At 64.9% G+C, this 20,767-nt stretch carries 23 protein-coding genes and 1 tRNA gene; 16 read left to right on the forward strand and 8 right to left on the reverse strand.

What is annotated here, in order from left to right; translation table 11 throughout:
* The first annotated feature begins 11 nt into the window (after positions 1-11).
* Complete coding sequence (locus HH308_RS04990) at positions 12-668, forward strand: SIMPL domain-containing protein (protein ID WP_170193083.1); 657 nt, start codon at positions 12-14, stop codon at positions 666-668.
* A 67-nt stretch (positions 669-735) separates the two neighbouring features.
* On the opposite strand, the gene HH308_RS04995 is transcribed toward HH308_RS04990, so the two are convergent.
* Genes HH308_RS04995 through HH308_RS05005 form a run of 3 tightly spaced genes read right to left on the reverse strand, consistent with a single transcriptional unit; the run spans position 736 to position 2,846 of the window.
* Entirely contained in the window at positions 736-1,317 is a 582-nt protein-coding gene (locus tag HH308_RS04995; protein WP_170193084.1) for a TetR/AcrR family transcriptional regulator, read from the reverse strand.
* A 15-nt stretch (positions 1,318-1,332) separates the two neighbouring features.
* Complete coding sequence (locus HH308_RS05000; RefSeq protein ID WP_170193085.1) at positions 1,333-2,130, reverse strand: ABC transporter permease; 798 nt, start codon at positions 2,128-2,130, stop codon at positions 1,333-1,335.
* Positions 2,127-2,846 (reverse strand): ABC transporter ATP-binding protein, encoded by a 720-nt coding sequence (locus HH308_RS05005; RefSeq protein WP_170193086.1) that lies wholly within the window; start codon positions 2,844-2,846, stop codon positions 2,127-2,129. Before HH308_RS05005 ends, HH308_RS05000 begins: the two co-directional genes overlap by 4 nt.
* A gap of 201 nt (positions 2,847-3,047) precedes the next feature.
* Between HH308_RS05005 and sepX the strand changes: the two genes are divergently transcribed.
* Positions 3,048-4,130, forward strand: coding sequence for a divisome protein SepX/GlpR (gene sepX / locus HH308_RS05010; protein ID WP_170193087.1), 1,083 nt, complete (start codon positions 3,048-3,050; stop codon positions 4,128-4,130).
* A 70-nt stretch (positions 4,131-4,200) separates the two neighbouring features.
* Here the strand turns inward: sepX and HH308_RS05015 are convergent, their stop codons facing one another.
* On the reverse strand, positions 4,201-4,932 hold the full coding sequence (locus HH308_RS05015; RefSeq protein WP_170193088.1) for a hypothetical protein: 732 nt from the start codon (positions 4,930-4,932) through the stop codon (positions 4,201-4,203).
* Between the two features lie 82 nt (positions 4,933-5,014).
* On the opposite strand from HH308_RS05015, the gene HH308_RS05020 reads away from it, so the two are divergent.
* Positions 5,015-5,090: transfer RNA gene (locus HH308_RS05020), tRNA-Ala, on the forward strand.
* A gap of 31 nt (positions 5,091-5,121) precedes the next feature.
* Here the strand turns inward: HH308_RS05020 and HH308_RS05025 are convergent.
* Both HH308_RS05025 and HH308_RS05030 read right to left on the reverse strand, forming a co-directional pair.
* Entirely contained in the window at positions 5,122-6,201 is a 1,080-nt protein-coding gene (locus HH308_RS05025) for a tyrosine-type recombinase/integrase (RefSeq protein WP_312870385.1), read from the reverse strand.
* A 98-nt stretch (positions 6,202-6,299) separates the two neighbouring features.
* Positions 6,300-6,578, reverse strand: a complete 279-nt coding sequence (locus HH308_RS05030; protein ID WP_170193090.1) for a hypothetical protein — start codon at positions 6,576-6,578, stop codon at positions 6,300-6,302.
* Positions 6,579-8,014: 1,436 nt separating this feature from the next.
* On the opposite strand from HH308_RS05030, the gene HH308_RS05035 reads away from it, so the two are divergent.
* The 3 genes from HH308_RS05035 (at position 8,015) to HH308_RS05045 (ending at position 9,738) form a co-directional block, all read left to right on the forward strand.
* Positions 8,015-8,323 carry a hypothetical protein gene (locus HH308_RS05035; protein ID WP_170193091.1) on the forward strand — a complete coding sequence of 103 codons (309 nt, stop codon included), beginning with the start codon at positions 8,015-8,017 and terminating at the stop codon, positions 8,321-8,323.
* Positions 8,324-8,476: 153 nt separating this feature from the next.
* Positions 8,477-9,109: a hypothetical protein gene (locus HH308_RS05040; protein ID WP_170193092.1), complete on the forward strand. Its 633-nt coding sequence runs from the start codon at positions 8,477-8,479 to the stop codon at positions 9,107-9,109.
* The gene (locus tag HH308_RS05045) at positions 9,106-9,738 is read left to right on the forward strand and encodes a hypothetical protein (RefSeq protein ID WP_170193093.1); all 633 of its coding nucleotides are present in this window, start codon (positions 9,106-9,108) and stop codon (positions 9,736-9,738) included. Before HH308_RS05040 ends, HH308_RS05045 begins: the two co-directional genes overlap by 4 nt.
* A gap of 29 nt (positions 9,739-9,767) precedes the next feature.
* Here HH308_RS05045 and HH308_RS05050 read toward each other — a convergent pair whose 3' ends face one another.
* On the reverse strand, positions 9,768-9,986 hold the full coding sequence (locus tag HH308_RS05050) for a hypothetical protein (protein WP_170193094.1): 219 nt from the start codon (positions 9,984-9,986) through the stop codon (positions 9,768-9,770).
* Here HH308_RS05050 and HH308_RS05055 point away from each other — a divergent pair.
* The 8 genes from HH308_RS05055 (at position 9,985) to HH308_RS05085 (ending at position 16,312) form a co-directional block, all read left to right on the forward strand.
* Positions 9,985-10,470 carry a helix-turn-helix domain-containing protein gene (locus HH308_RS05055; RefSeq protein WP_170193095.1) on the forward strand — a complete coding sequence of 162 codons (486 nt, stop codon included), beginning with the start codon at positions 9,985-9,987 and terminating at the stop codon, positions 10,468-10,470. The genes HH308_RS05050 and HH308_RS05055 overlap by 2 nt on opposite strands.
* Before the next feature lie 8 nt (positions 10,471-10,478).
* The gene (locus tag HH308_RS05060; protein WP_170193096.1) at positions 10,479-11,417 is read left to right on the forward strand and encodes a phage minor capsid protein; all 939 of its coding nucleotides are present in this window, start codon (positions 10,479-10,481) and stop codon (positions 11,415-11,417) included.
* A gap of 129 nt (positions 11,418-11,546) precedes the next feature.
* Positions 11,547-11,786: a hypothetical protein gene (locus HH308_RS05065; RefSeq protein WP_170193097.1), complete on the forward strand. Its 240-nt coding sequence runs from the start codon at positions 11,547-11,549 to the stop codon at positions 11,784-11,786.
* Positions 11,787-12,483: 697 nt separating this feature from the next.
* Positions 12,484-12,789, forward strand: a complete 306-nt coding sequence (locus HH308_RS05070) for a nucleotidyltransferase family protein (protein ID WP_170193098.1) — start codon at positions 12,484-12,486, stop codon at positions 12,787-12,789.
* Between the two features lie 173 nt (positions 12,790-12,962).
* Positions 12,963-13,103 carry a HepT-like ribonuclease domain-containing protein gene (locus tag HH308_RS30650; protein WP_376767173.1) on the forward strand — a complete coding sequence of 47 codons (141 nt, stop codon included), beginning with the start codon at positions 12,963-12,965 and terminating at the stop codon, positions 13,101-13,103.
* A 43-nt stretch (positions 13,104-13,146) separates the two neighbouring features.
* Positions 13,147-14,163, forward strand: coding sequence for a LuxR C-terminal-related transcriptional regulator (locus HH308_RS05075; RefSeq protein ID WP_211188190.1), 1,017 nt, complete (start codon positions 13,147-13,149; stop codon positions 14,161-14,163).
* Positions 14,164-14,217: 54 nt separating this feature from the next.
* The gene (locus tag HH308_RS05080; protein WP_170193099.1) at positions 14,218-14,952 is read left to right on the forward strand and encodes a methyltransferase family protein; all 735 of its coding nucleotides are present in this window, start codon (positions 14,218-14,220) and stop codon (positions 14,950-14,952) included.
* A 70-nt stretch (positions 14,953-15,022) separates the two neighbouring features.
* Complete coding sequence (locus HH308_RS05085; protein ID WP_170193100.1) at positions 15,023-16,312, forward strand: acetyl-CoA C-acetyltransferase; 1,290 nt, start codon at positions 15,023-15,025, stop codon at positions 16,310-16,312.
* A gap of 353 nt (positions 16,313-16,665) precedes the next feature.
* Here HH308_RS05085 and HH308_RS05090 read toward each other — a convergent pair whose 3' ends face one another.
* A complete protein-coding gene (locus HH308_RS05090) occupies positions 16,666-16,932 on the reverse strand; it encodes a hypothetical protein (protein WP_170193101.1) in 267 nt (88 codons plus the stop codon).
* Positions 16,933-17,131: 199 nt separating this feature from the next.
* On the opposite strand from HH308_RS05090, the gene HH308_RS05095 reads away from it, so the two are divergent.
* Both HH308_RS05095 and HH308_RS05100 read left to right on the forward strand, forming a co-directional pair.
* Positions 17,132-18,730, forward strand: coding sequence for an acyl-CoA carboxylase subunit beta (locus tag HH308_RS05095; RefSeq protein ID WP_170193102.1), 1,599 nt, complete (start codon positions 17,132-17,134; stop codon positions 18,728-18,730).
* 8 nt (positions 18,731-18,738) lie between these two features.
* Positions 18,739-20,733 carry an acetyl/propionyl/methylcrotonyl-CoA carboxylase subunit alpha gene (locus HH308_RS05100; RefSeq protein WP_170193103.1) on the forward strand — a complete coding sequence of 665 codons (1,995 nt, stop codon included), beginning with the start codon at positions 18,739-18,741 and terminating at the stop codon, positions 20,731-20,733.
* Positions 20,734-20,767 lie beyond the last annotated feature (34 nt).

The following is a 20,767-nucleotide window of genomic DNA, read 5'->3' on the forward strand; positions in this document are numbered from 1 at the left end:
AATCTGTGGGCATGACTGAATTCGTTGTCCGGGGAACGGCGTCGCACATCTTCGCCGCCGAGAGTGTCACCGTGCCGCTGGCCGCGGAGTTTGAGGACTCGAAAAGTGTTGTCGCGCATGAGAAAGCAGTCGCACTGCAGTCGGAGTTGATTGCAGCCGTGCGGGACCTGGAGGCGGCCGGTGGTGTCGCCAGATGGACCTCCGACCGCGTGCACAGCCACAGCTATCACCCAACCGACCGTGACGGACGAGTCCAGCCAGCTGTACATCACACGTCTATCGGACTGTCGGTCGAGTTCACCGACTTCGATGTGCTCGCGCCGTTCATGGATGCGTGGGGCGCCCGCGACGGTGTGCAACTCGGTACATTGCACTGGGATGTGCTGCGGGACAATCGTATCGACTACGAGGATGAGCTGCGTATTGCGGCCGTTCACGATGCGATGCGCAAAGCGCAGGCGTACGCGGACGCCGTCGGTGCCGGCGCGGTGCGGGCGCTGGTGATCGCTGATTCCGGCATGATGTCGGCGGGCGCTGAGCCGAGCCACGGCCCGGTGCCCCGGTTCGCGCTGGCCGCTTCAGCCGGCGCGCCGGCGTTGGAGATTCAGTCGTCCGGTGTCGAGATCCGGGTCAGCGTCGACGGACGGTTCGAAGCCGGGACGAGGTGAACAGGCGTCCCCCTCGTACATGTCGAAGGGCAATGCGCCCTCCACCACCTGTGGCGGGGACGCGAACTCACAGCTCCCCGGTCAGATACCGCTGCAGGGTCGGCCCGACCTTCGCGACGACGTCGTCGACGGACATCGATGCGATGGGTTCGAGCCGGATGACGTACCGCGTCACCAACACGCCCAGCATCTGGCTGGCCAGCAGGGACGTCCGGACATCGGTGTCGTCGTCGATCCGGGTGGCGATATTCGTCAGGATGATCTCGGCGATGAACGAGCGGATCATTGCCGAGTCGGGCGCCGCCAAGTTGGTTTTCAGCAAAGCTACTCCGGCGCTTTGTAATTCACCGTCCCAAATGCCGAGCACCGTGCGCAGCAGATGAGCTCCGAGGTCGTGGACATCGACGGAGTTCAACTGTCCGAGAATCACTGTCGGATCAATGGGAATCGCTACCGCGTCGAGGAACAGTTTGTGTTTCGTTCCGAAATAGTGGTGTACCAGGGCCGCGTCGACGCCGGCGTCCGCGGCGATCGCTCGCACCGAGGTCTTGTCGAATCCGTCGCGCGCGAACAACTCTCGCGCGCTGTCGAGGATGGCGCCTTTGGTGTCGGGGTCGCCGGGGCGACGGCCGCTGCGTCGTGAAGTCATGGCCTCGTCAGCGTATTACGGTGTCCGACGCCGCAGCGTCGCGGCCGCCAAGGCCAGCGCGACGACGATGCATGCGGCGACGATCGCGATGTCGCGCCACATGATGGCGGTCGGGTCGACGTTGCCCGCGACCTCCTGCAGCGCCTGCACGGCGTAGGTCAGCGGCATCACCGTCGACAGCGCGTCCATCCATCCGGGCAGCTGATCGCGGGCCACGAACAGCCCGCACAGGAACAACTGCGGAATGACGACCACCGGCAAGAACTGCACCGCTTGGAACTCCGTCTGGGCGAATGCGCTGCACAGCAGGCCCAGTCCGACGCCCAGCATGGCGTCGAGCATCGCGATGACGATCACCCACACCACCGACCCCTGCGTCTGCATGCCCAGAAGCCAGAACGAGACGCCGGAGGCCAGGATTGCCTGGACCGCGGCCACCACGGAAAATGCGATGCCGTAGCCGCCGAGCAGGTCGAGACGGCTGATCGGAGTGGTCAGCAGGCGTTCCAGCGTGCCCGACCTGCGTTCGCGCAGCATCGCTATCGAGGTGATCAGGAACATCGTGATGAACGGCACGATGCCGAGCATGGTGATGCCGATGATGTCGAATCGTGTTGTGCCATCAGGCAATGCGGGCTGCTCGGAGAACATGAAGTACAGCAGCGTCATCAGCAGAATCGGTATCACGAGAATCAGGGCGATGGTGCGGGGATCCGCGCGAAGCTGTCGGAGGACGCGGATTGCGGTGGCGCCCAACAGTTTCGGATGGATAGGCGTGGCCCGAACGGCGTCAGATGAGGTGATGGTGGTCATGCCGCGGTTTCCTTGATCAATGCGAGGAAGGCATCTTCCAGATTGGATTGTCCGGTGCGCGAACGCAGTTCGTCGGGAGTCAGCTGGGCGACGAGATGCCCGCCGCGCATCAGCAGCAGGTTGTCGCAGTGGGCGGCCTCGTCCATCACGTGACTCGACACCAGCAGCGTCACGCCGGACCGGGCGAGTGCGTCGAAACGTGCCCACAGGTCGGCGCGCAGTACCGGATCGAGCCCGACGGTCGGCTCGTCGAGGATCAGCAGGGTGGGTTGCGTAACCAGCGCGCATGCGATCGACACGCGGTTGACCTGACCGCCGGAGAGCCCCGACGTCGGGCGGTCGGCGAAGTCGGTGAGTCCGACGGCGGCGAGTGCGTCGTCGACGTTGGACTCGGCGTCGAACAGAGTCGCGAAGTAGCGGACGTTCTGGACGACGGTGAGGTCGGTGTAGACCGACGCCGACTGCGTCACATAACCGACGTGTCTACGCAGGATGGGCGAGCCGGCCGGGTAGCCGAGAACGTTGACGGTGCCTTCGGCATTGCGCTGAGTGCCGACGATGGCTCTCATCAGGGTGGTCTTTCCGCACCCCGACGGTCCCAGGAGTCCGGTGATGGAGCCCTGCGGAATGGTCATCGAGAGGTCGTCGACCGCGGTGGTCTGGCCGCGGCGCACGGTCACACGATCACAGGAAATGGCTGGAGGTGGGGAACTCATCGGATACCTCAATTCACCGAGTGTTGAATTCATCTGTTGGTGAATTTACTCCTGCTGGTTGCCGCGGGTCAACGCCTTTCTTGGCAAGTCCTGAGAATGTGGCGCGGCGTCGGCGCGCCGCCGCCGCTGTGAGCTGTCGGCGCCCTAGATTGTTGGATGGTCTGGTGTGACTCGGGTTAACCAATGTGAGAGGAGAGTCGAATGCCGAACTCAGTGTTGTGGGTAGGGCTGGTGGCGATCTGGCTCTTCGTCTTGGTCCCGATGTTCCTCAAGGGACGTCCGGAGGTGGCCAAAACCACCGACGCTGTCCGCAAGACTCGGCTGGTCACGCGCGGTGGATCGACGCGGTCGTCGTCGCGTGGGCGGGTTGCGGCGGGAGCTCACCCGAGCGACGCCTCGTACAAGCGCACCGTGAAGGCCGCGACTGTGGCCGCACAAGCCGCTGACGCCGGTGATGCCGCTAAGGAGACGGAGGCCGACGAGGACAACGTCGACGCCGTCGCCTACGACGAAGAGACCGTCGAGATGAAGAAGGTTGTCACCGTCGACGCCGAACTGGTCGACACCGACGACGCGGAAGAGACTGCCGACGGAGACGATTCGATCGTCGATGCCGAGTTCGCCGACGGCGCTGAGGACGTCACCGAGGTGATCGAGGTGGTCGACGACGATCTCGATGAGGACGCCGAATACGACGACGGGGATGATCTCGACGAAGACGCCGAGTACGCCGACGCGGATGACGACGACTACGACGATGAATTGGAAACCGTTGCTGCGCAAGGTGACTCCGATGACGTCGAGGCGGAGAAGGAGAAGCCCGCGCGCCCCCGCGGTCGTGGTGGGTATAACCCCGAAATCGATCAGACCCGCGGCGACGTGCGCTACCGTGAGCGGCAACGGGTTCTGTTTGGCCTTCTCGCGCTCACGTTGCTCGCCGTCGGTGCGGGTGTGTTGCTCGGTGTAATCGGTTGGGTGGCAACGGGTGTCGCGGCCATCGCGTTGATCGCCTACCTCGTTTATCTGCGCCGGGCGGTGCGGACCGAGGTTCAGATCCGCAAGCAGCGCATGGCGCGACTGGAGAAGTCACGCCGGGAGGCCGACGCGCGCCGACGCCGGGAGATCGCCGAACCCGAACTCGCCGAACGTATTCCGCGTCGCCTGCGGCGGCCTGGGTCGGTCGTGTTGGAGATCGACGACGAAGACCCGGTCTTTGAACACCTGCCGCCGTTCCAGCGTCGCCGGGTGATGCGCGAAGACGAAGACTTCCGCCGCGTCGGATAGCTCAAGAGCGTTTCCCCCAGCACATGCCCCACCCGACTACGGGTGGGGCATGTCCGCTTTATCGAACCCTCTACGTGAGCGGCGAGATCGAGTCGGGGTGGTCGATGATCCAGCGTCGGCCCAGTGCGGCCGCACGGCTCAGTGCCAGTCGCTCGCCGAGATAGGTGAACGGGCCGCCCATGAGCGGGATGAGGCGCAGTGTCGCAAAAGGTTTCGACGGTCCGGGGCGTCGATCCAGCTCATCGGACAGCCCACGCAGAAGTTGCGCGACGGTCCACACCGTAGCGATCAGATTGCGTCGGCCGCGCGGAAGGATCGCCGTTTCGGCGGCGCCGGCTGAGTCGGCGTCGACGCTGCGATTGCACAGGACCTCGGCGAGCAATTCCACCTGGTAGCGGCGTTCGACGACCTGGTATTCGCGGGCGATCGCGACCAACACGATGGCCTGATTGGCGAAACCTAGCAGCGATGCGACGGGCAAGAACTTCGTCCAGAACCCGAAGACGTTGGGGAACGCCACCGCAATGGTGTTGAGCGAACCGATCCGATTGATCCACCAGTCGGCGCGCTTCTTCATCGGCAGCTCATTCCAACCCGCCGTGCCGGGCCAGTCGGCGAAATCGAGCGGCGTCGATACGAGGTGGATGGCCTGATGGCTGCGCGGACCGTCGGGCCAGGGGTGGTAGGTGTGCTTCTTGATGCCCAGAACGTCGCGTTCGGCGAGGACGTCGAGGACAGGATTGATCGCCGCCACAGCTTTGTCGAGGATGGCGACTGCTTGGTCGTTCGAGAGTTCGGCCACGTCACCACGGTAGGGGAGTGTCGATTGTGATGTAGGTCGGGTGTGCTGCTAGAGTTGCTGCGGTTGGTCTTGACGGCCACCCGGGGCTATGGCGCAGTTGGTAGCGCGACTCGTTCGCATCGAGTAGGTCGGGAGTTCGATTCTCCCTAGCTCCACCAGGATAACCGCAGGTCAGAGCGGTTTTCGAGACTAGGCGTTCATCGAATTGACGCCTCCGTCCCGCAGTGGTCCCGCAGTAGTTTCACGGGACGCTGCAATCTTGGCGTCGAGAGCGCCCGCAACGTGGTCGAGATCGCCATCGAACAGGTCGCTGTAGGTGTCCAGAGTCATCGACGCCTTGGCGTGGCCAAGCATTCGTTGAAGTGCCAGCACGTTCGCCCCGGCCGAGATCGCCAGCGACGCCGCAGTGTGACGAAGATCATGTGGTGAGACGGTCGGGAACTCCGGGTCATCGGCTTGCACTGCGGCAAGCGCCCTGTTCCAGACGCGGGGGCGCCAGTTGGTGTTTCGCAGTACGCCGTTGTCGTCGGAGCTGAACACCAGGTCATCCCGAGACTTGCCGACCATGAGTCGAGACAGGTCACCCGCCAGAGCGGCCGGGAACGGCACCGATCGGCGCTCGTGCGTCTTCGGCGTCCCCCACACGAGCGCGCCCCTGACTTCGGTCACCGACCGCGAAATGTCGATCCGACGTCGCAGCATGTCGAAGTCGCGTACCCGTAGTGCGGCCATCTCGCCCCACCTGAGCCCGGTGAACGCGAGGAATCGCACCACTTCCGGCCGGAATGACACAGCTTCGGCGAGTCGGTCCACCTGCTCGACCGAGAGGTAGTTGCGGTCCGCGTGTTCACGACGGGGGAGCTTCACGTTCACGACCGGGTTCGCCGCGACGCGCTTGTCATCCACCGCGAGCTCGCAGATCCCGCGCAGCACGCCGACGGCCCGCTCAATGGTCGGGACTCCGACGCCGTCGTTCGCCATCTGGGTAACCCAGCTCCGCACCGCGGTGACCTTGACGTCACCGACCTGAACGGCGACCCATCGAGGTGCGACGTGGACGCGGTAGGCCGTCTCACGACTCGCGAGAGTCTTCGGCGACAGGTGCCCGGATTGCGAGGCGAGCTGGTCCCACAGGTCGCCGATGGTGATTCGCCCTGCGCGATCGTGGACGAACCGGCCAGTGTTGCGCGCAGTGGTCAGCGATGACAGGTAGGCGCCGGCCTCCGACTTCTTGTCGAACGAGCGAGAGTATTCCTGACCTTCGTCCACCCATCGGACCAACCAGCGCTTGCCGCGCCCCCATCGGGCCGAACGCGTGCCGTCTGCCCTGGTCCACGAGTCTGTGACGCCTTCGCGTCGATTCCGGTTCACTTGGCGTTCTCGATCTCGGCCCGGTCTGCGGCGTAGAACGCTGCCAGCGCCTTGTCGAGGGTTACGCGCGTGATACCGGCCCATCGGGCAACGTCGGCCTTACGGTAGCCGCCATCGACCGCGCAGCAGGCGGCTTCGTAGAGCTCGGCCCGCGCCTCTGACTCGCGTTGCATTGTCTCGGCGTGCTCGGCCGCGAGCTGTTCGAGGTTGTCGCGGTTGAACGCCGCGGCGTGGCGCTGATAGTTCCGGTCATGTGCATTGCTCTGTGCTTTCATGTTTACCACTGTACACCCTCTAGTCGGCGGGTACATCCAAAATGGACGTGAATTGCACTGCGCGACAAGGGGATCAGTTGACAACTGGCAACATCGAACATAAGTTCGTAGGCGGGAAGGACGGCCCGACAGCACCTCGCAGGGCATCGCGAGGTGAGTGAAGTTGCTAGAACGATGAACGATCCTGGCCAACAGTTGCTGGGTTACAAAGAGATTCACAGTCAGTACATGCCGGGCGTGCCGATCGGCACTCTGCGGATGTTCCAGAGTCGAGGTGACTTGCCCCCGTCTATCGTGGTCGGCCGTCGTCGCGTATGGCGACGAGCTGACATCGAAACGTGGATTGACGGCCTGTATGACGGTGCCGCATGAACATTCGGCACTCGACTACCTGCGCGCGCAGTTCGCCCGCGTATGGCGCGCACGTCAAGCGTTACGGCCCGGTCTGTGATCAGTTCGCCCGGGATGCATTGGAGGACTTGGGATTACCCGAGTCGCGCCCCGCTCACGACGAGGACCAGCCGCGGCCTATGCGGCTGGTCCGGGTCGAGCGTATCCCGAGGGGGCGCGCGTGACGTGGATTCGCACTGACGACAACTTCACCGACTGGCCTGTGTTCGAGAGTCTGGACTTTGCCGCGCGCTGGCACTACCTCGCGCTGATTCACCTGTGCGGCCGGACATTCCGCTACGACGGCCGGCTTCGCGCGGTTGACGTCCGCAGAGCATCCGACGTGCCTGACCCCGACGCTTGCACCGAACAGCTGATTGTCACAGGTTTGGTCACGCGTGACGGTGACGGTTACAAACTTGCGCGCATTGACGAACACATGCCCCCGCCGAGCATGAGGGACGGTCGGCGCAAGGAAAGCCAGAGGGACCGTCAGAGACGTGCGCGGCTCCACAAGCAGGGGAACCACTGCGAATGCCTACCTGAAAATTGTGACGCCGCAACGGCTCCCGACGCCCCGGTCACAAGTGAGGTCACGCGTGACCCCGGGACAGGTCAGGTTCCGGGTACAGGTCTGGCCGCGATGAGAACGGAGTTCTACACCTGCGTATGCGGTGAACCGGCGCCCTCCGGCGAACAGTTCCATCCCGCTTGTGCCGACTCTGCTCGCCGGTGTGCCCTGTGCCTCACGACGAAGGTCGCGGGCACGAAGGTGCGAGGCACCGATCGCCAAAAGGTCTACTGCGATCCCTGTTTCGCGGTTGTCCGGGCATTGCTCCCGAGTCTCTCGACCAATCGGCGCGAGATAACCCTCGCAGACCTGACGGCCTTGCTGCGGGCCGCTGACGAGCGCGAGGTCGCCGACGTCATGGAGCGAAGTCTCGGGCCGCTCCCGAAGGCGAGGGCGCTGTCGGAAGTGCTACGCCCCTTGATTGGGAGGGCGTCATGAATGAAATAGCAAGTGATACAACAAGATTGGAGGACACTTGATCGAGAGTTTCACCACGTGGTTCGACGCTCAGACCGCGAAGTCCAGAACGTGGGCGCGCGCTCGCTGGCATCGCGTCGTCGCGGGTCAGGTCATGTGCGCGATGCTGACTGACCGTGATCGCGAAGTTGGTGGTGCCGTCGCGATCCCGGCAGTGAATCCCGACGAAGCGGTTCAGGCCATCGAGATCTGGAGATCCGGTCGGCGCGTCGTGCTCGACGGCTACTTCCGGTTGACGTCGGACGAGGCACTCGAGCTCGCCCGCGAACTCGCACGTCACGCCGCGGCAATCGACCGGGCGGACTGAGATGGGCCGACGACGCCAGAAGCACAAGGGCAAAGCGCGCCCAAGGTCATGGCACCACCGAGGCGCCGGCCCCGACGCCGCGTTTCGGGCAGCTGCCCGCACGCTCGACCGCGCGATTCGACGCGGTGAACGCGATCGAGAGGAGGGCGACGAATGACTCGATATGTCGATTCGCCCGCCGGTGAGCGTCGCTACGGCGTGCCGATCGGTACTCCGATCACCGGCGGTCGACACCGGCTCGCGGAAGACATGAAGGGTGTCCGCTCGATGGACACCCACAGCCGTATCGAGCGTGCCACGGTCGACGACATCATGAAGCCGCCGAAGTTCACCACGAGCACGCTTAAGGAGCATCTCCGCTCGCTCGGCGTCGACCCCGTGCCCGGTCGGTACGACTACGCAGCGGTCACGAAGTCGCTGAACGCGTCGCTTCGCGACTCCTACGCCGACACTCGCGAAGCCGTGACGACCGACACGATCGCCAGCGAGACCGACTATTCCGCCGCAGCGCTGATCGACACCCTGGCGGATCACGCGCTGGTCGATGACGCGCCGGACCTGCACGCACTCGTTGACGCGGGCCACTGGGACGACGCTCCCGCCGTTTGGAAGGCATTCGAGGGCGGGGGCATCCCGTGGGCGAATGACCAGCGAAACCCGGCGCTCGACGACAGACCAGCGGTCCGAACCCTGACGCCTGCCGAAGAAGCCAGGGTCATGAAAATGCTCGGTCGCGACCGCGGCCGCAAGATCACACCGATGAGACACCGAGGAGTTCCGAAATGACCAATCCTGTTGCGCCCAAACGTAATAGCCCCGTCACGCCGAACCGTGATAAGACCGTTAACACGGCACGCAAGGCGCCGACCGCTGCACAGCTCGCCGACGCGATCAAGGCCAAGGGCTACAAGCCCAAGCCGAAGACCGCGTCCAAGCCGAAGACCGAAGCGCCCACGACGCCGTGCCCGGCGTGCGGGTCCGACGCCGTCGAGATCGACCGCGCCGCGCTGAACAGCAATACCCCCAACCGCGAGATCGACGCCGCACGCGCCGACCGCGCAGCACGCCTTGCCGACCGCGCCGGAAACTACGAAGAAGGTATCTATCGACGCGACCTGAGCGCCGTTCTCCGCGCGCAGAGCGTCGAAACGCCCGCGGCTACCGGACCGGCGAAGTCGGGTACCGAGACGTGCCCCGCGTGCGGTGCCACCAACGTGACCGTCGACCGCGCCAAGCTGAGCCCTATCGGCGCGCGACGCCTGCGGTCCTCTACGGCGTCGAGCATCGACGCGATCCGCGAGGGCAAGAAGCGCCCCAAGCTCGACCAGGTTAAGGCGCACAACGCCAAGGCCAAGCGCTTGCGCGACGCCGAGCTGGAGGCGCGCGGTATGGGACCTGGAGGAGATGCAGCATGAGCGTGAAGAAGGTGGGACTTGAGCCCGCTCTACTCGCCGATGAGCGACGCCGGATCGACCGAGCCGTCGACCGGCGTGCTGCGTTGCGCGAACGTACCCAGGTGCTGGCCGAGCGATTCCGCCGCACGAAGGAACGTCACGCGATCACCGCCGATCATGCCGACTTTGTTCAGGCACTTGAGATTCATCGTGTCTGGGCCGCTCTCCAGGCCGAGATCGACGCTGAGCGTGATTAGGAGAGGAGGCATGGAAGGTTCCGCGCGCGCGTCCGGCGTCCGGCCTGCCGACGTCGAGGTCGAGATCCGGCGTATGCACGACCAGGGCGCTACCCAGGGTGAAACCGCTCGCGCCCTGGGCGTGTCCCCTGCCTCACTGAGTCGCTGGTCCAAGCGCGCTGGTCTGTTCTGGGGTATCCCGCCTCGGGTGGAGTTCGCCCGGGCCGAGCGTCTCCGGGCAGCACGTGCACAGCTCGCCGAGGAGGCACTCGCCGACGCGCTTGAATTGCGAAAACGGTTGTGGGACAAGGTAACTGAGCACGTCGTCACAGCGGACGGGGTGGAGAAGGTCATCCACGACTTGCCGTCAGCGCGTGCAGTTCGGGATCTCGCGAGCGCGATCGAGCGCCTGAGCCGTATTTCGGATCACGAGTCGGTCGGCGCCACCAACGACGCGGTGAGCATGGTCGACGCCTTGACCGTTCAGCTCCGCGAGTGGAAGGAGGCCAACCCTTGAGGTTGGAGGTGAAAATCGTTGGCGACGTCATCGTCGCCCGCGCTATCCGCGACGACGGTTCGGTGTCCGGCGTGCAGCGGGGTACGAACCTCCTGCTCCAGCGCCCCGAGGTCCGCCGTCAGACCGCGCAACTCCTGGCCCAAGAGCGCGCCCAGGAGGCCGCGCAGATGAAGCGGGATGGTTGGTCGACCGTCGTGATCAACGACCGCTCGGACGCCGTACGCCGCGCCGTGCCGCAGGTGCTTCGTTCGACGGACGACATCTATCGGCGCGTGGTTCAACAGGTCATGTCGCAACCCTTGACCACGACCACCGAGGACGAACGACTCGCTGCGGTTCAGCGCGCGTTGGACAAGTTCGCCTCACGGGGCATCACGGCGTTCGTCGACGAGCGGGGGCGCCGATGGGGCTTGGACTCGTACCTGGAGATGGCGACCAGGACGGCCGTCGCCCGGGCGTCGATCGACGTGTTCGCGGCCGACCAGCAAGCGCAGGGGCGCGGTCTCGCGCTGGTGTCGCAGCACGTCGATTGCGCACCGCAGTGTGCCCCGTACCAGGGTCGAGTCCTGTCGTTGTCCGGCGCGACAACCGGAGATGTCCGCGCCCGCGACGGTCAGGTTCCGGTGGTCGCGAGTCTCGCCGAGGCCAGGGCGCGCGGCTTCGGTCACCCAGGGTGCCGACACTACCTTCTGCCCTGGGCAGAGGGCGACGAGTACGTCGAACCGCGCCCTGTCGACCCGCAGGCGTACCGCGACAGTCAGGAACTCCGCCGACGCGAGCGTGCCGTTCGCGCTGCGCAGCTTGAGCAGGCACGGGCCATCACCCGTCCTGCCAGGGGCGCGGCTCGACGCCGTGTCGCAGCGGCTCAGAAGGCGATGTACGAGCACGCGAGAGCGGCCCAGATCAGAACCCAGCAGCACCGAACGGTTGCGAACGGGGCGCGCTAGCAACGCTGGTAAGCTCGACGGTGGTATCAGTTCGGGTTGTAGCTGATCACAATCTCGCGCGGCACGGCATGGACAACCCCCGAAGCGATTCGGGATCGAGTATCCATGCAAGTGAAGGGACGAAACCCAATGCGCGACAACACCAATCGCGTCGCACGTCTGCGACGGCTGGCCAAGACCAACGGGCTGTTGCTGGTCAAGAGTCGCCGGCGTGATCCGAGCGCCGACGACTACGGGCTGTATGTGCTTGTGGATGACAGCAAGGGAAACCGCATCGGCCGCTACGGAGGCCAGGCCGCAGCGTCGGCGTTCTGGAGAGGCGAGGGGACGACGCTCGACGGCATTGCCGCTGAACTTGGTATCCACTGACCCGAACGACAAAAGCGCCCCCGACCAGCGTCGGGGGCACTCTCGTCTGTGCGGTCAGTGGCGAATGGCGACACCGGCCGACCGGCGACCGGCGCAGTCTCGCGCGTCGGCTTCGGTCGAGTGCTGACAGAGCACTACCCACGTCCGTGTGAGGTAGCGCGGGTGCTCACACACCGCTATCCACGTCCGAGACCGGAACGTCTCGACGCTCCAGGCGACGGCGCCGGTCGTGAATTGGTGCTTGTTGCAGGTGCGGTACATGGTTGGTTCCCTCCAGGGTTTCGTCCCGCAGCCGTCCCGCAGTGGTCCCGCAGTAGGTCCAACACGTCCGGCTGTAACCAATACTTTCAGCGGTGTAGTTCACGCGATCGGTGCAGGTGAGAGCGGTTTTGTTGCGCGCTGACCTGGGAGGGTGAAAACCGTGAAGAACTCGTTCGCATCGAGTAGGTCGGGAGTTCGATTCTCCCTAGCTCCACAACCACGAGACCCCCTCTGGCCTGGGATGGAGCAGGAGCGAGGGGGTATCGGCGTCGGAAGGCCGAAGGACACAGCGAGGGCACGCGCAGCGACCCTGCGGGCCGCGTGCTAACGTCTCATCAGCAAGTCCTTGTAGATCGGCTAGGCGAATCTTCGGGCTGCCTGCTGCCGGATCAGCCTGATTGTCGAGATACGGTTCGGAGTCTGAGACGCTGAATGTATGACCACCGCGATCCCGCTCGACACGGAAGCAATCGCTGCGGTGTCCGTGCGGTATGGGGTCGAGCGGTTGCGGATCTTCGGTTCGGTACTAACCGACCGCTTCGATCCGGGCCGTAGCGATGTCGATTTTCTGGTGGAGTTCAAGAGTGATCGCGAGAACGTGTTTCATGACTACTTTGACCTCAAGGTGGCGCTCGAACAGATCGTTGGGTGCGATGTCGATCTGGTCGTTGCCAATGCCGTGAAGAATCCTTATGTGGCCAAGTCGATCTTCGACGGCGCTGAAGAGGTCTACGCGGCCTGACAACAGCGAGGCCGCGTACCTTGGGACGCGTTGACCGCAGCACGAGACGCGCGGTTGTTCCTCGCCGAGATCTCACTTGATGGCTACGTCGGCAACCTACTCTTGGAGTCTGCGACCGAGCGTCAGATGGAGATCATGAGCATCTCGCTGATCGAATACCGCACGGGCACAAGATTATTGGCATGCGCAACGTGCTTGTGCACGGGTACGCCCAGGTAGACAGCTCGATATTTGGGAGAGGAACTGCTCGCCGGGTTCGACAAGGATCTGTCGCTTCACAAGTAGTTGGCTGGCGCGATTCTTTGAGGACTTAGTGACGTGGGAACCCACCGTACCGACACCTGCGACAATCACAGCGTGCAGCAACACATCCGGCGTGCCGAACTCTCCGATGGGACGTCGGTCGCCTATGCGGTCTCCGGCACCGGGCCGCCGCTGCTGTTGATGCCCGGTTGGGTGTCCCACGTCGAACTGGACTGGGCGCTGGCACCCGGTCGGCGATTCTTCGAGGCGCTCAGCGACGGCCGCACCCTGCTGCGCTACGACCGTTCGGGTTCGGGACTGTCCGAGCCCGTCCCCGACGTCGACATCGTCGAGCGCGAGTTCCAGATCATCGCCGCGGTGCTCGACGCCGCCGCCTACGACGTCGTCGACCTGCTCGGCATGTCGCTGTCCGCGCCGCTCGCGGTCAAATGGGCTGCGGCACAACCGAAGTCGGTCCGCAGGATGGTCCTCTACGGCGGCTGGCTCGACGGTGCCCGGCTCGCCGATGCACAGGTGCAAGCGCACGTCCTCGGACTCGTCGAGCAGCATTGGGGTTTCGGATCGCAGATCCTGACCGAGATCTTCGCGCCCGACGCCGACGCCGCGTTCCGCACGGCCTTCGCGACTCTGCAGCGCGACGCCGCAGGACCCGACTTCGCACGTGCCATGCTCGACGCCGGCTACCGCATCAGCGTCGCAACAGAATCGGCGAAGGTAACCGCACCGACGACGGTCATTCATCGCGACGGTGACCGCGCCGCGCCTATCGCCGAGGGGCGACGACTCGCGGCAGCGATCCCCGGCGCACGGTTAGTCGTCCTGCCGGGCCGCGCCCACATCCCGTATGTCGGCGACGTCGACACCCTGATCGATCACATCCGGGCAGGACTCGGCCTGCCCAAGACGCGTGCGCACACCGCGCCCCGGTTGACCGCCCGACAGCTCCAGGTGGCGGCCCTGGTCGCTGCGGGCATGACCAATCGCGAGGTGGCAGCCGAACTAGTCATCTCCGAACGGTCGGCGGAGTCGCACGTCGAGCGCATTCGCACGCGCCTGGGACTTCGATCCCGCGCACAACTCGCCGCCTGGTACGCGACGACATACCCGTGAAAGTGCGGTATTTCCACGGCTGATTCCTTCCGCCGTCCGCGTCAGGATCGAGTCATGAACCGTGCTCTGCTGATCCTCTACGCGACGATCGCCTACCTCGGATTCTTGGTCGTAATGGGGTGGGCCATGGCCTTCCTCGCCGATGTCGACGTGCTCACCACCATCGACTCCGGGCCGTCCTCGTCGTACGCCGTTCCCGTCGACCTCGTTCTGCTCGGACTGTTCGCCGTACACCATTCGGTGCTGGCCCGTCCGGCGTCGAAGCGGCTGCTGACCCGGGTGATACCAGTCGAGGCGGAACGCGCCACCTACGTGATGTCGACGAATCTTATTCTGGCGCTGACGTTTTGGCTGTGGCGGCCAATCGGTCCGACAGCCTGGGACATCCAGACCCAGCCGTGGCGCTGGCTGGTCTGGGCGGTCTATCTGGTCGGTTGGACGATCGCGATCGCGTCGACGTACATGATCGACCATTTCGACCTGGTCGGCCTTCGGCAGGCCGCGACCCGTGACTATCACCCGCCGGTGTTTCAGGCGCGGTGGCTCTATTCGGTGGTCCGGCATCCGCTCATGCTCGGTCTGCTGATCGCGTTCTGGGCCACGCCGACGATGACTGTCGGACATCTGCTGTTCGCCGGCGCGTCGACGGCCTATATCGCGGTAGGAGTGCACTTCGAAGAGCGGGATCTGCGCCGTGAACTCGGTGAACCCTATGTCGAATATGTCCGACGCGTGCCCGCGGTGATTCCGCTGATGCGTCGCCGTACCATCCGTTCGACGCCATCGTAAGCCCGCCAACGTCAACCTTGCCATTACCCGATGTAAAGGTTGGCGCGACGTCCGGCTACAGTCACTCCCCATGACCTCACGCGAACTCACGCCGGTGTACATCCTGGGCGGCAACCGCATTCCCTTCGCCCGCTCGAACGGCCGCTATCTCGGCCAGACCAATCAGACGATGCTGACCGCCGCGCTCGACGGACTCGTGACCCGATACGGGCTGCAGGGCGAGCATCTCGGCGAGGTGGCCGGTGGTGCCGTCGTGAAACTCGCCCGCGATCACAGCCTGACCCGCGAGGCCCTGCTCGACACCGAGCTGTCGCGGGCGACGCCCACCGTCGACATGCAGCAACAGTGCGCGACGGGCGGTCAGACCATCGTCCACATCGCCAACAAGATCGCGTGCGGTCAGATCGAATCGGGTGTGGCCTGCGGTGCCGACACGACGTCGGACCCGCCGATCGGCTTCGGTCCGCGCCTACGTGAACGTCTCGTCCGGATCAACGCCGCAGGTTCGACGCTGGAGATGGCCAAGCAGGCCGCTCGTATCCCGCTGTCGCTCGACTTCGACATCCCCAGCCCGGCTGAGCGTCGAACCAACCTGGTTCCCGGTGCGGCACAAGCGATTACCGGAGCAGCGTGGGGCGTGACCCGCGCCGATCAAGACCAGATCGCGCTCAACTCGCACCGGAACCTTGCTGCGGCTTACGACAACGGCTTCTTCGATGACCTCGTCTCGCCGTTCGCCGGACTCACCGAAGACGACAATCTGCGCCGCGACATCTCCGCCGAACGCCTCGCCACACTCAAACCGTGTTTCGGCGGCGCCGACGGCACGATGACCGCGGCCAATTCGACGACCCTGACCGACGGCGCGTCGTCGGTCCTGCTGTGCAACGAATCCTGGGCGGCCGCACGGGGATTGACGCCGATGGCGCGCATCGTCGACGCCCAGAGCTGGGGCGTCGACTACGTCGACGGTGATCCGAAGACTCAAGGCGTCCTAATGGCGCCGGTCTACGCGGTCGACGAGTTGCTGCGCCGCAATGAACTCACACTGCAAGACTTCGACTTCTACGAGATCCACGAAGCCTTTGCCTCCCAAGTGCTTTCGACGCTGGCCGCCTGGAACGACGCCGACTTCTGCCGCGACCACCTCGGTCGCGACCGCCCGCTCGGCACGATCGACCGCACGACGCTCAACGTCACCGGCGGATCGCTCGCCACCGGGCACCCGTTCGGTGCAACCGGCGGACGGATCACCGCGACGGTGGCAAAACTGTTGGCCCAGAAGGGAAGCGGTCGGGCGTTGGTGTCGATCTGTGCCGGCAGCGGGATGTCGGTGGCGATGATCGTCGAGGCCGCCTAGCGTCCGTACTGTTCAGTTCCAGACCGCTGATGCGGTGATCGGGGCGCCACGACTGGTTGATCGAGTAGCCGTCGTGCGAGGACCCCGGCGCCACCACTGGCTGATCGAGTGCCGTCGTGCGAGCGCAGCGAGCCCGTCGGCATATCGAGATCCGGTCAGACACCATACTCGACGCACCCACCACTGCGATTGGTGTTGTCGGTTGTGTGAGTTCTGTTCTGCCACTGTGCTTTTCCGGTGATGATCGGAATTCGTATCGCTGGGGGTCTCGATATGCCGGCGGGCTCGCTGCGCTCGCACGACGGCTACTCGACCACCCAGCCTGGATCCACCGATCGCAGGCCCTCCGCTGGTCAACCAATGGTTGAGCCGTGAGGAGCGTTGGCGACGGGCGTGTCGAAACCAAGGTGAAACAACGGATTTCGGCAACTGATGGCTGACCGGGACCGCAGCATCAACGCAACCGTCGGATGCACCTGCTGGGTGCGCGGCTGGTAGATGATCACCACGAGCGTAACGCGACATGAACGGTCGCGCGAAATCTGTTGTGTCACCGTGGTTTCGACACGGACCTCGGCTAGCGCCTCGGACCGGCTCAACCGGCGAAATGAGTTCACCATCGGTGGATCCAGGCCCAGGGGGCGGACTCGCTGCGCTCGCTCGTCGGCTACCCGCTCGATCCACTTCAGGAGAATCAAAGTTCATTAACTGAAAGCCACATCGAACAACTGACCCGGTTCAACCTGTTGACCCGCCGACTCGATCGAGTTAGTGTATCGCTATTCACTAACTCGATCTGAGTCGACGAGAGGGTCATGCATGTCCGTCCTGAAGACCGCGATAGACGTCGCAGCCGCGGAGTATCTGGAGAATCGCCGTGTTCAGGAGGCGGCGGTGGCGGCGCTCAACACCGAGCTGGCCACCGTGGTCGCGGGCGGCGGGCCGCGCTATGTGCAGCGTCACCACGACCGTGGGCGTTTGCTGGCCCGCGAGCGGATCGAACTCCTCCTCGATCGCGATGCACCGTTCCTGGAACTGTCGGCACTGGCGGCGTGGGGGACGGAGTTCACCGTCGGAGCGGCCATCGTCACCGGCGTCGGCGTGGTCTCCGGCGTCGAATGCATGATCATCGCCCACGACCCGACCGTCCGCGGCGGCACGATGAACCCCTACACGCTGCGAAAGAACTTGCGTGCGTTGGAGATCGCGCGGATCAATCGCCTCCCGGTGCTCTACCTGGTCGAGAGCGGCGGCGCGGACCTGCCCACCCAGTCGGAGCTGTTCGTCCACGCGGGCAAGATCTTTCACGATCTCACCGAACTGTCGTCGATGGCCATACCGACCATTGCGCTCGTCTTCGGCAACGCGACCGCGGGCGGTGCCTACGTCCCCGGCATGTGCGACTACTCGGTGCTCGTCGACCAGGGCGCCAAGGTATTTCTCGGTGGCCCGCCGCTGGTCAAGATGGCGACCGGAGAGGATGCCGACGACGAACAACTCGGCGGCGCGGACATGCACACCCGGGTCTCCGGCGTCGGTGACTACTTCGCCGTCGACGAGCACGACTGCATCCGCATCGGCCGCGACATCGTCGCGCATATCAACTGGCGCAAGCTCGGTGGCGGTCCGACCCGCGCCGCCGACGAACCGCTCTACGACGCCGACGAACTCCTCGGTGTCGCCTCGGGTGACCAACGTGTCCCGTTCGATCCGCGCGAGGTCATCGCACGCGTCGTCGACGGGTCCCGATTCTCCGAATACAAACCCCGCTACGGAACCAGCCTCGTCACCGGCTGGGCGTCGATCCACGGCTACCCGGTCGGGATCCTGGCCAACGCTCGCGGCGTCCTGTTCAGCGAAGAGGCAAAGAAGGCAAGCGAATTCATCCAGCTCGCCAACCAGAGCGACACACCCCTGATCTTCTTGCAGAACACCACCGGCTATATGGTCGGCACCGAGTACGAACAGGGCGGCATCATCAAAGACGGCTCGAAGATGATCAATTCGGTCACCAACAGCCGCGTGCCGCACATCACCATCAACATCGGCGGATCGTTCGGCGCGGGCAACTACGGAATGTCCGGGCGCGCATACGATCCGCGGTTCATGTTCACCTGGGTCAACGCCAAACTGGCCGTCATGGGCGCGGCTCAACTCGCCGGTGTGATGTCCATCGTGGGCAAGGCGTCGGCGCAGGCGAGCGGGCGCGAGTTCGACGTCGAGGCCGACGCAGTGCGGACCGCCGCGATCGAGGAACAGATCGAGAAGGAATCGCACTCCTTCTTCGTCTCCGGCCGCATCTACGACGACGGCGTCATCGATCCTCGCGACACCCGCTCGGTGCTCGCGATGGCACTCTCGGCGGCCCATTCCAATGTCATCGCCGGCCAGCGCGGCTACGGCGTCTTCAGAATGTGAGACTCTCCATGGCCATCAACAAGATTCTCGTCGCCAACCGCGGTGAGATCGCCTCCCGTGTCATCCGGACCGCTCGCGAGATGGACATCGCAACGGTCGCCCTCTACTCCGACGCCGACCGTGATCTGCCCTATGTGCGGGCCGCAGACGAGTCGGTGCGCCTGCCCGGAACGGCGCCGGCCGACACCTACCTGCGTGCCGACCTCGTGCTCGCCGCCGCGCGCGCCATCGGGGCCGACGCCGTCCATCCGGGTTACGGATTCCTTTCTGAGAACGAGGATTTCGCCCGCGCCTGCGCCGCCGATGGAATCGTGTTCATCGGTCCCTCACCCGCGGCCATCGCCGCCATGGGGTCGAAGATCGAGGCCAAACGAATCATGTCCGACGCCGGGGTGCCGGTCCTGGCCGGAATGGTCATCGAATCCGAGGCCGACGAAGATCCCAGCCGACTCGCCGCGGCGGCCGTCGACATCGGACTGCCCGTGCTGGTCAAGGCAGCTTTCGGCGGCGGCGGCCGCGGCATGCGAATCGTCGAGACCACCGACGAACTCGTCGAGGCCGTGCACAGTGCGCGTCGCGAGGCGGCCTCCGCCTTCGGCAACGGCACGGTGTTCCTGGAGAAATTCGTACGCTCCCCGCGGCACATCGAGGTACAGATCTTCGGCGACAGCCACGGCACCATCGTTCACCTCGGTGAACGTGAATGCTCCATTCAGCGCCGCTATCAAAAGGTCGTCGAGGAATCGCCGTCGACCGCCGTCGACGCCGAGCTGCGAGACAAACTGGGGCAGGCTGCGGTCGCCGCGGGTAAGGCACTGTCCTACGAAGGCGCCGGCACCGTCGAGTTCGTCATGGCACCCGACGGGGCGTTCTACTTCCTGGAAGTCAATACCCGCCTACAGGTGGAGCATCCAGTGACCGAACTCGTCACCGGCACCGACCTGGTGCGGGCCCAGATACTCGTCGCGGCGGGCGAGCCCCTGCCGCCGGCCGTGGCGCAGCCGGTGTTCACCGGGCACGCGATCGAGGTGCGCCTGTACGCCGAAGACGTTGCGGCCGGATTCATTCCGGTGTCGGGCGAGCTCACCGCGTTCGAGATCCCCGACCTGCCGGGCATCCGCGTCGACGGTGGATTCGCGCCCGGTTCGGTGGTCAGCACGTTCTACGACCCGATGCTCGCCAAGGTGATCGCCTATGGTGCCGATCGCGACGACGCGCGACGTCGGCTGGCCCGAGCCCTCGACGAATCGGTGATCGGCGGCGTCACCACCAACCGGCAGCTGCTCATCGGGATCCTGCGCGACGACGAGTTCCGTTCGGGGGCAACGGATACCGGCTACCTGGAGCGGCATCGACCGGCCGACTTGATGGCCTCGCGCGCGCACCCTGATCGGCACCCCGTCCATACTCTGATAGCTGCCGTCGCCGGAGCGACCCGGAGACGTTCAGCGGCTCCGGTGCTGGGTGGGTTGCCACCGTCGTTCCGGACGGTTCGCAGTGCGTCACAACGTATTTCGTACTCGGTCGGCGACGACCAGTACGACGTGGCCTACGACCTGAGCCGCACCGGGGTCAGCGTCACGGTGGGGAATCGGGAATTCCCCGATGTGCAGGTGATCGGCAACGACGGGACCACGCTCGACGCGGTGATCGACGGTGTACGGCGAACCTACCGGGTCGCGCAGTCGGGTGCCGGCGTCGTCGTCCACAGTTCGCTCGGTGTGAGTGAACTGCACGAGTGCCAACGCTTCACCGATCCGAGCGAGCTCACCGAGGAAGGCTCGCTGCTGGCGCCCATGCCCGGATCGGTGGTCCGAGTGGAAGTCGGCGAAGGCGACCGAGTGAGCGCCGGACAGGCGATCGTCGTTCTGGAAGCGATGAAGATGGAGCACACCGTTCGCGCCGCCGTCGACGGCGAGGTCGCCAAGCTGGTGAGTGTCGGTGAACAGGTGGATTCGGGCACGGTGCTCGCGATCATTCACGACGACCACTCCGGCGAGTAGCCGGCTCCGCTGACCGGACGAGAGAACCACCGTA

The organism is Gordonia asplenii (genome assembly GCF_012933505.1).
In the GTDB taxonomy this organism is placed as follows: Bacteria; Actinomycetota; Actinomycetes; order Mycobacteriales; family Mycobacteriaceae; genus Gordonia; species Gordonia asplenii.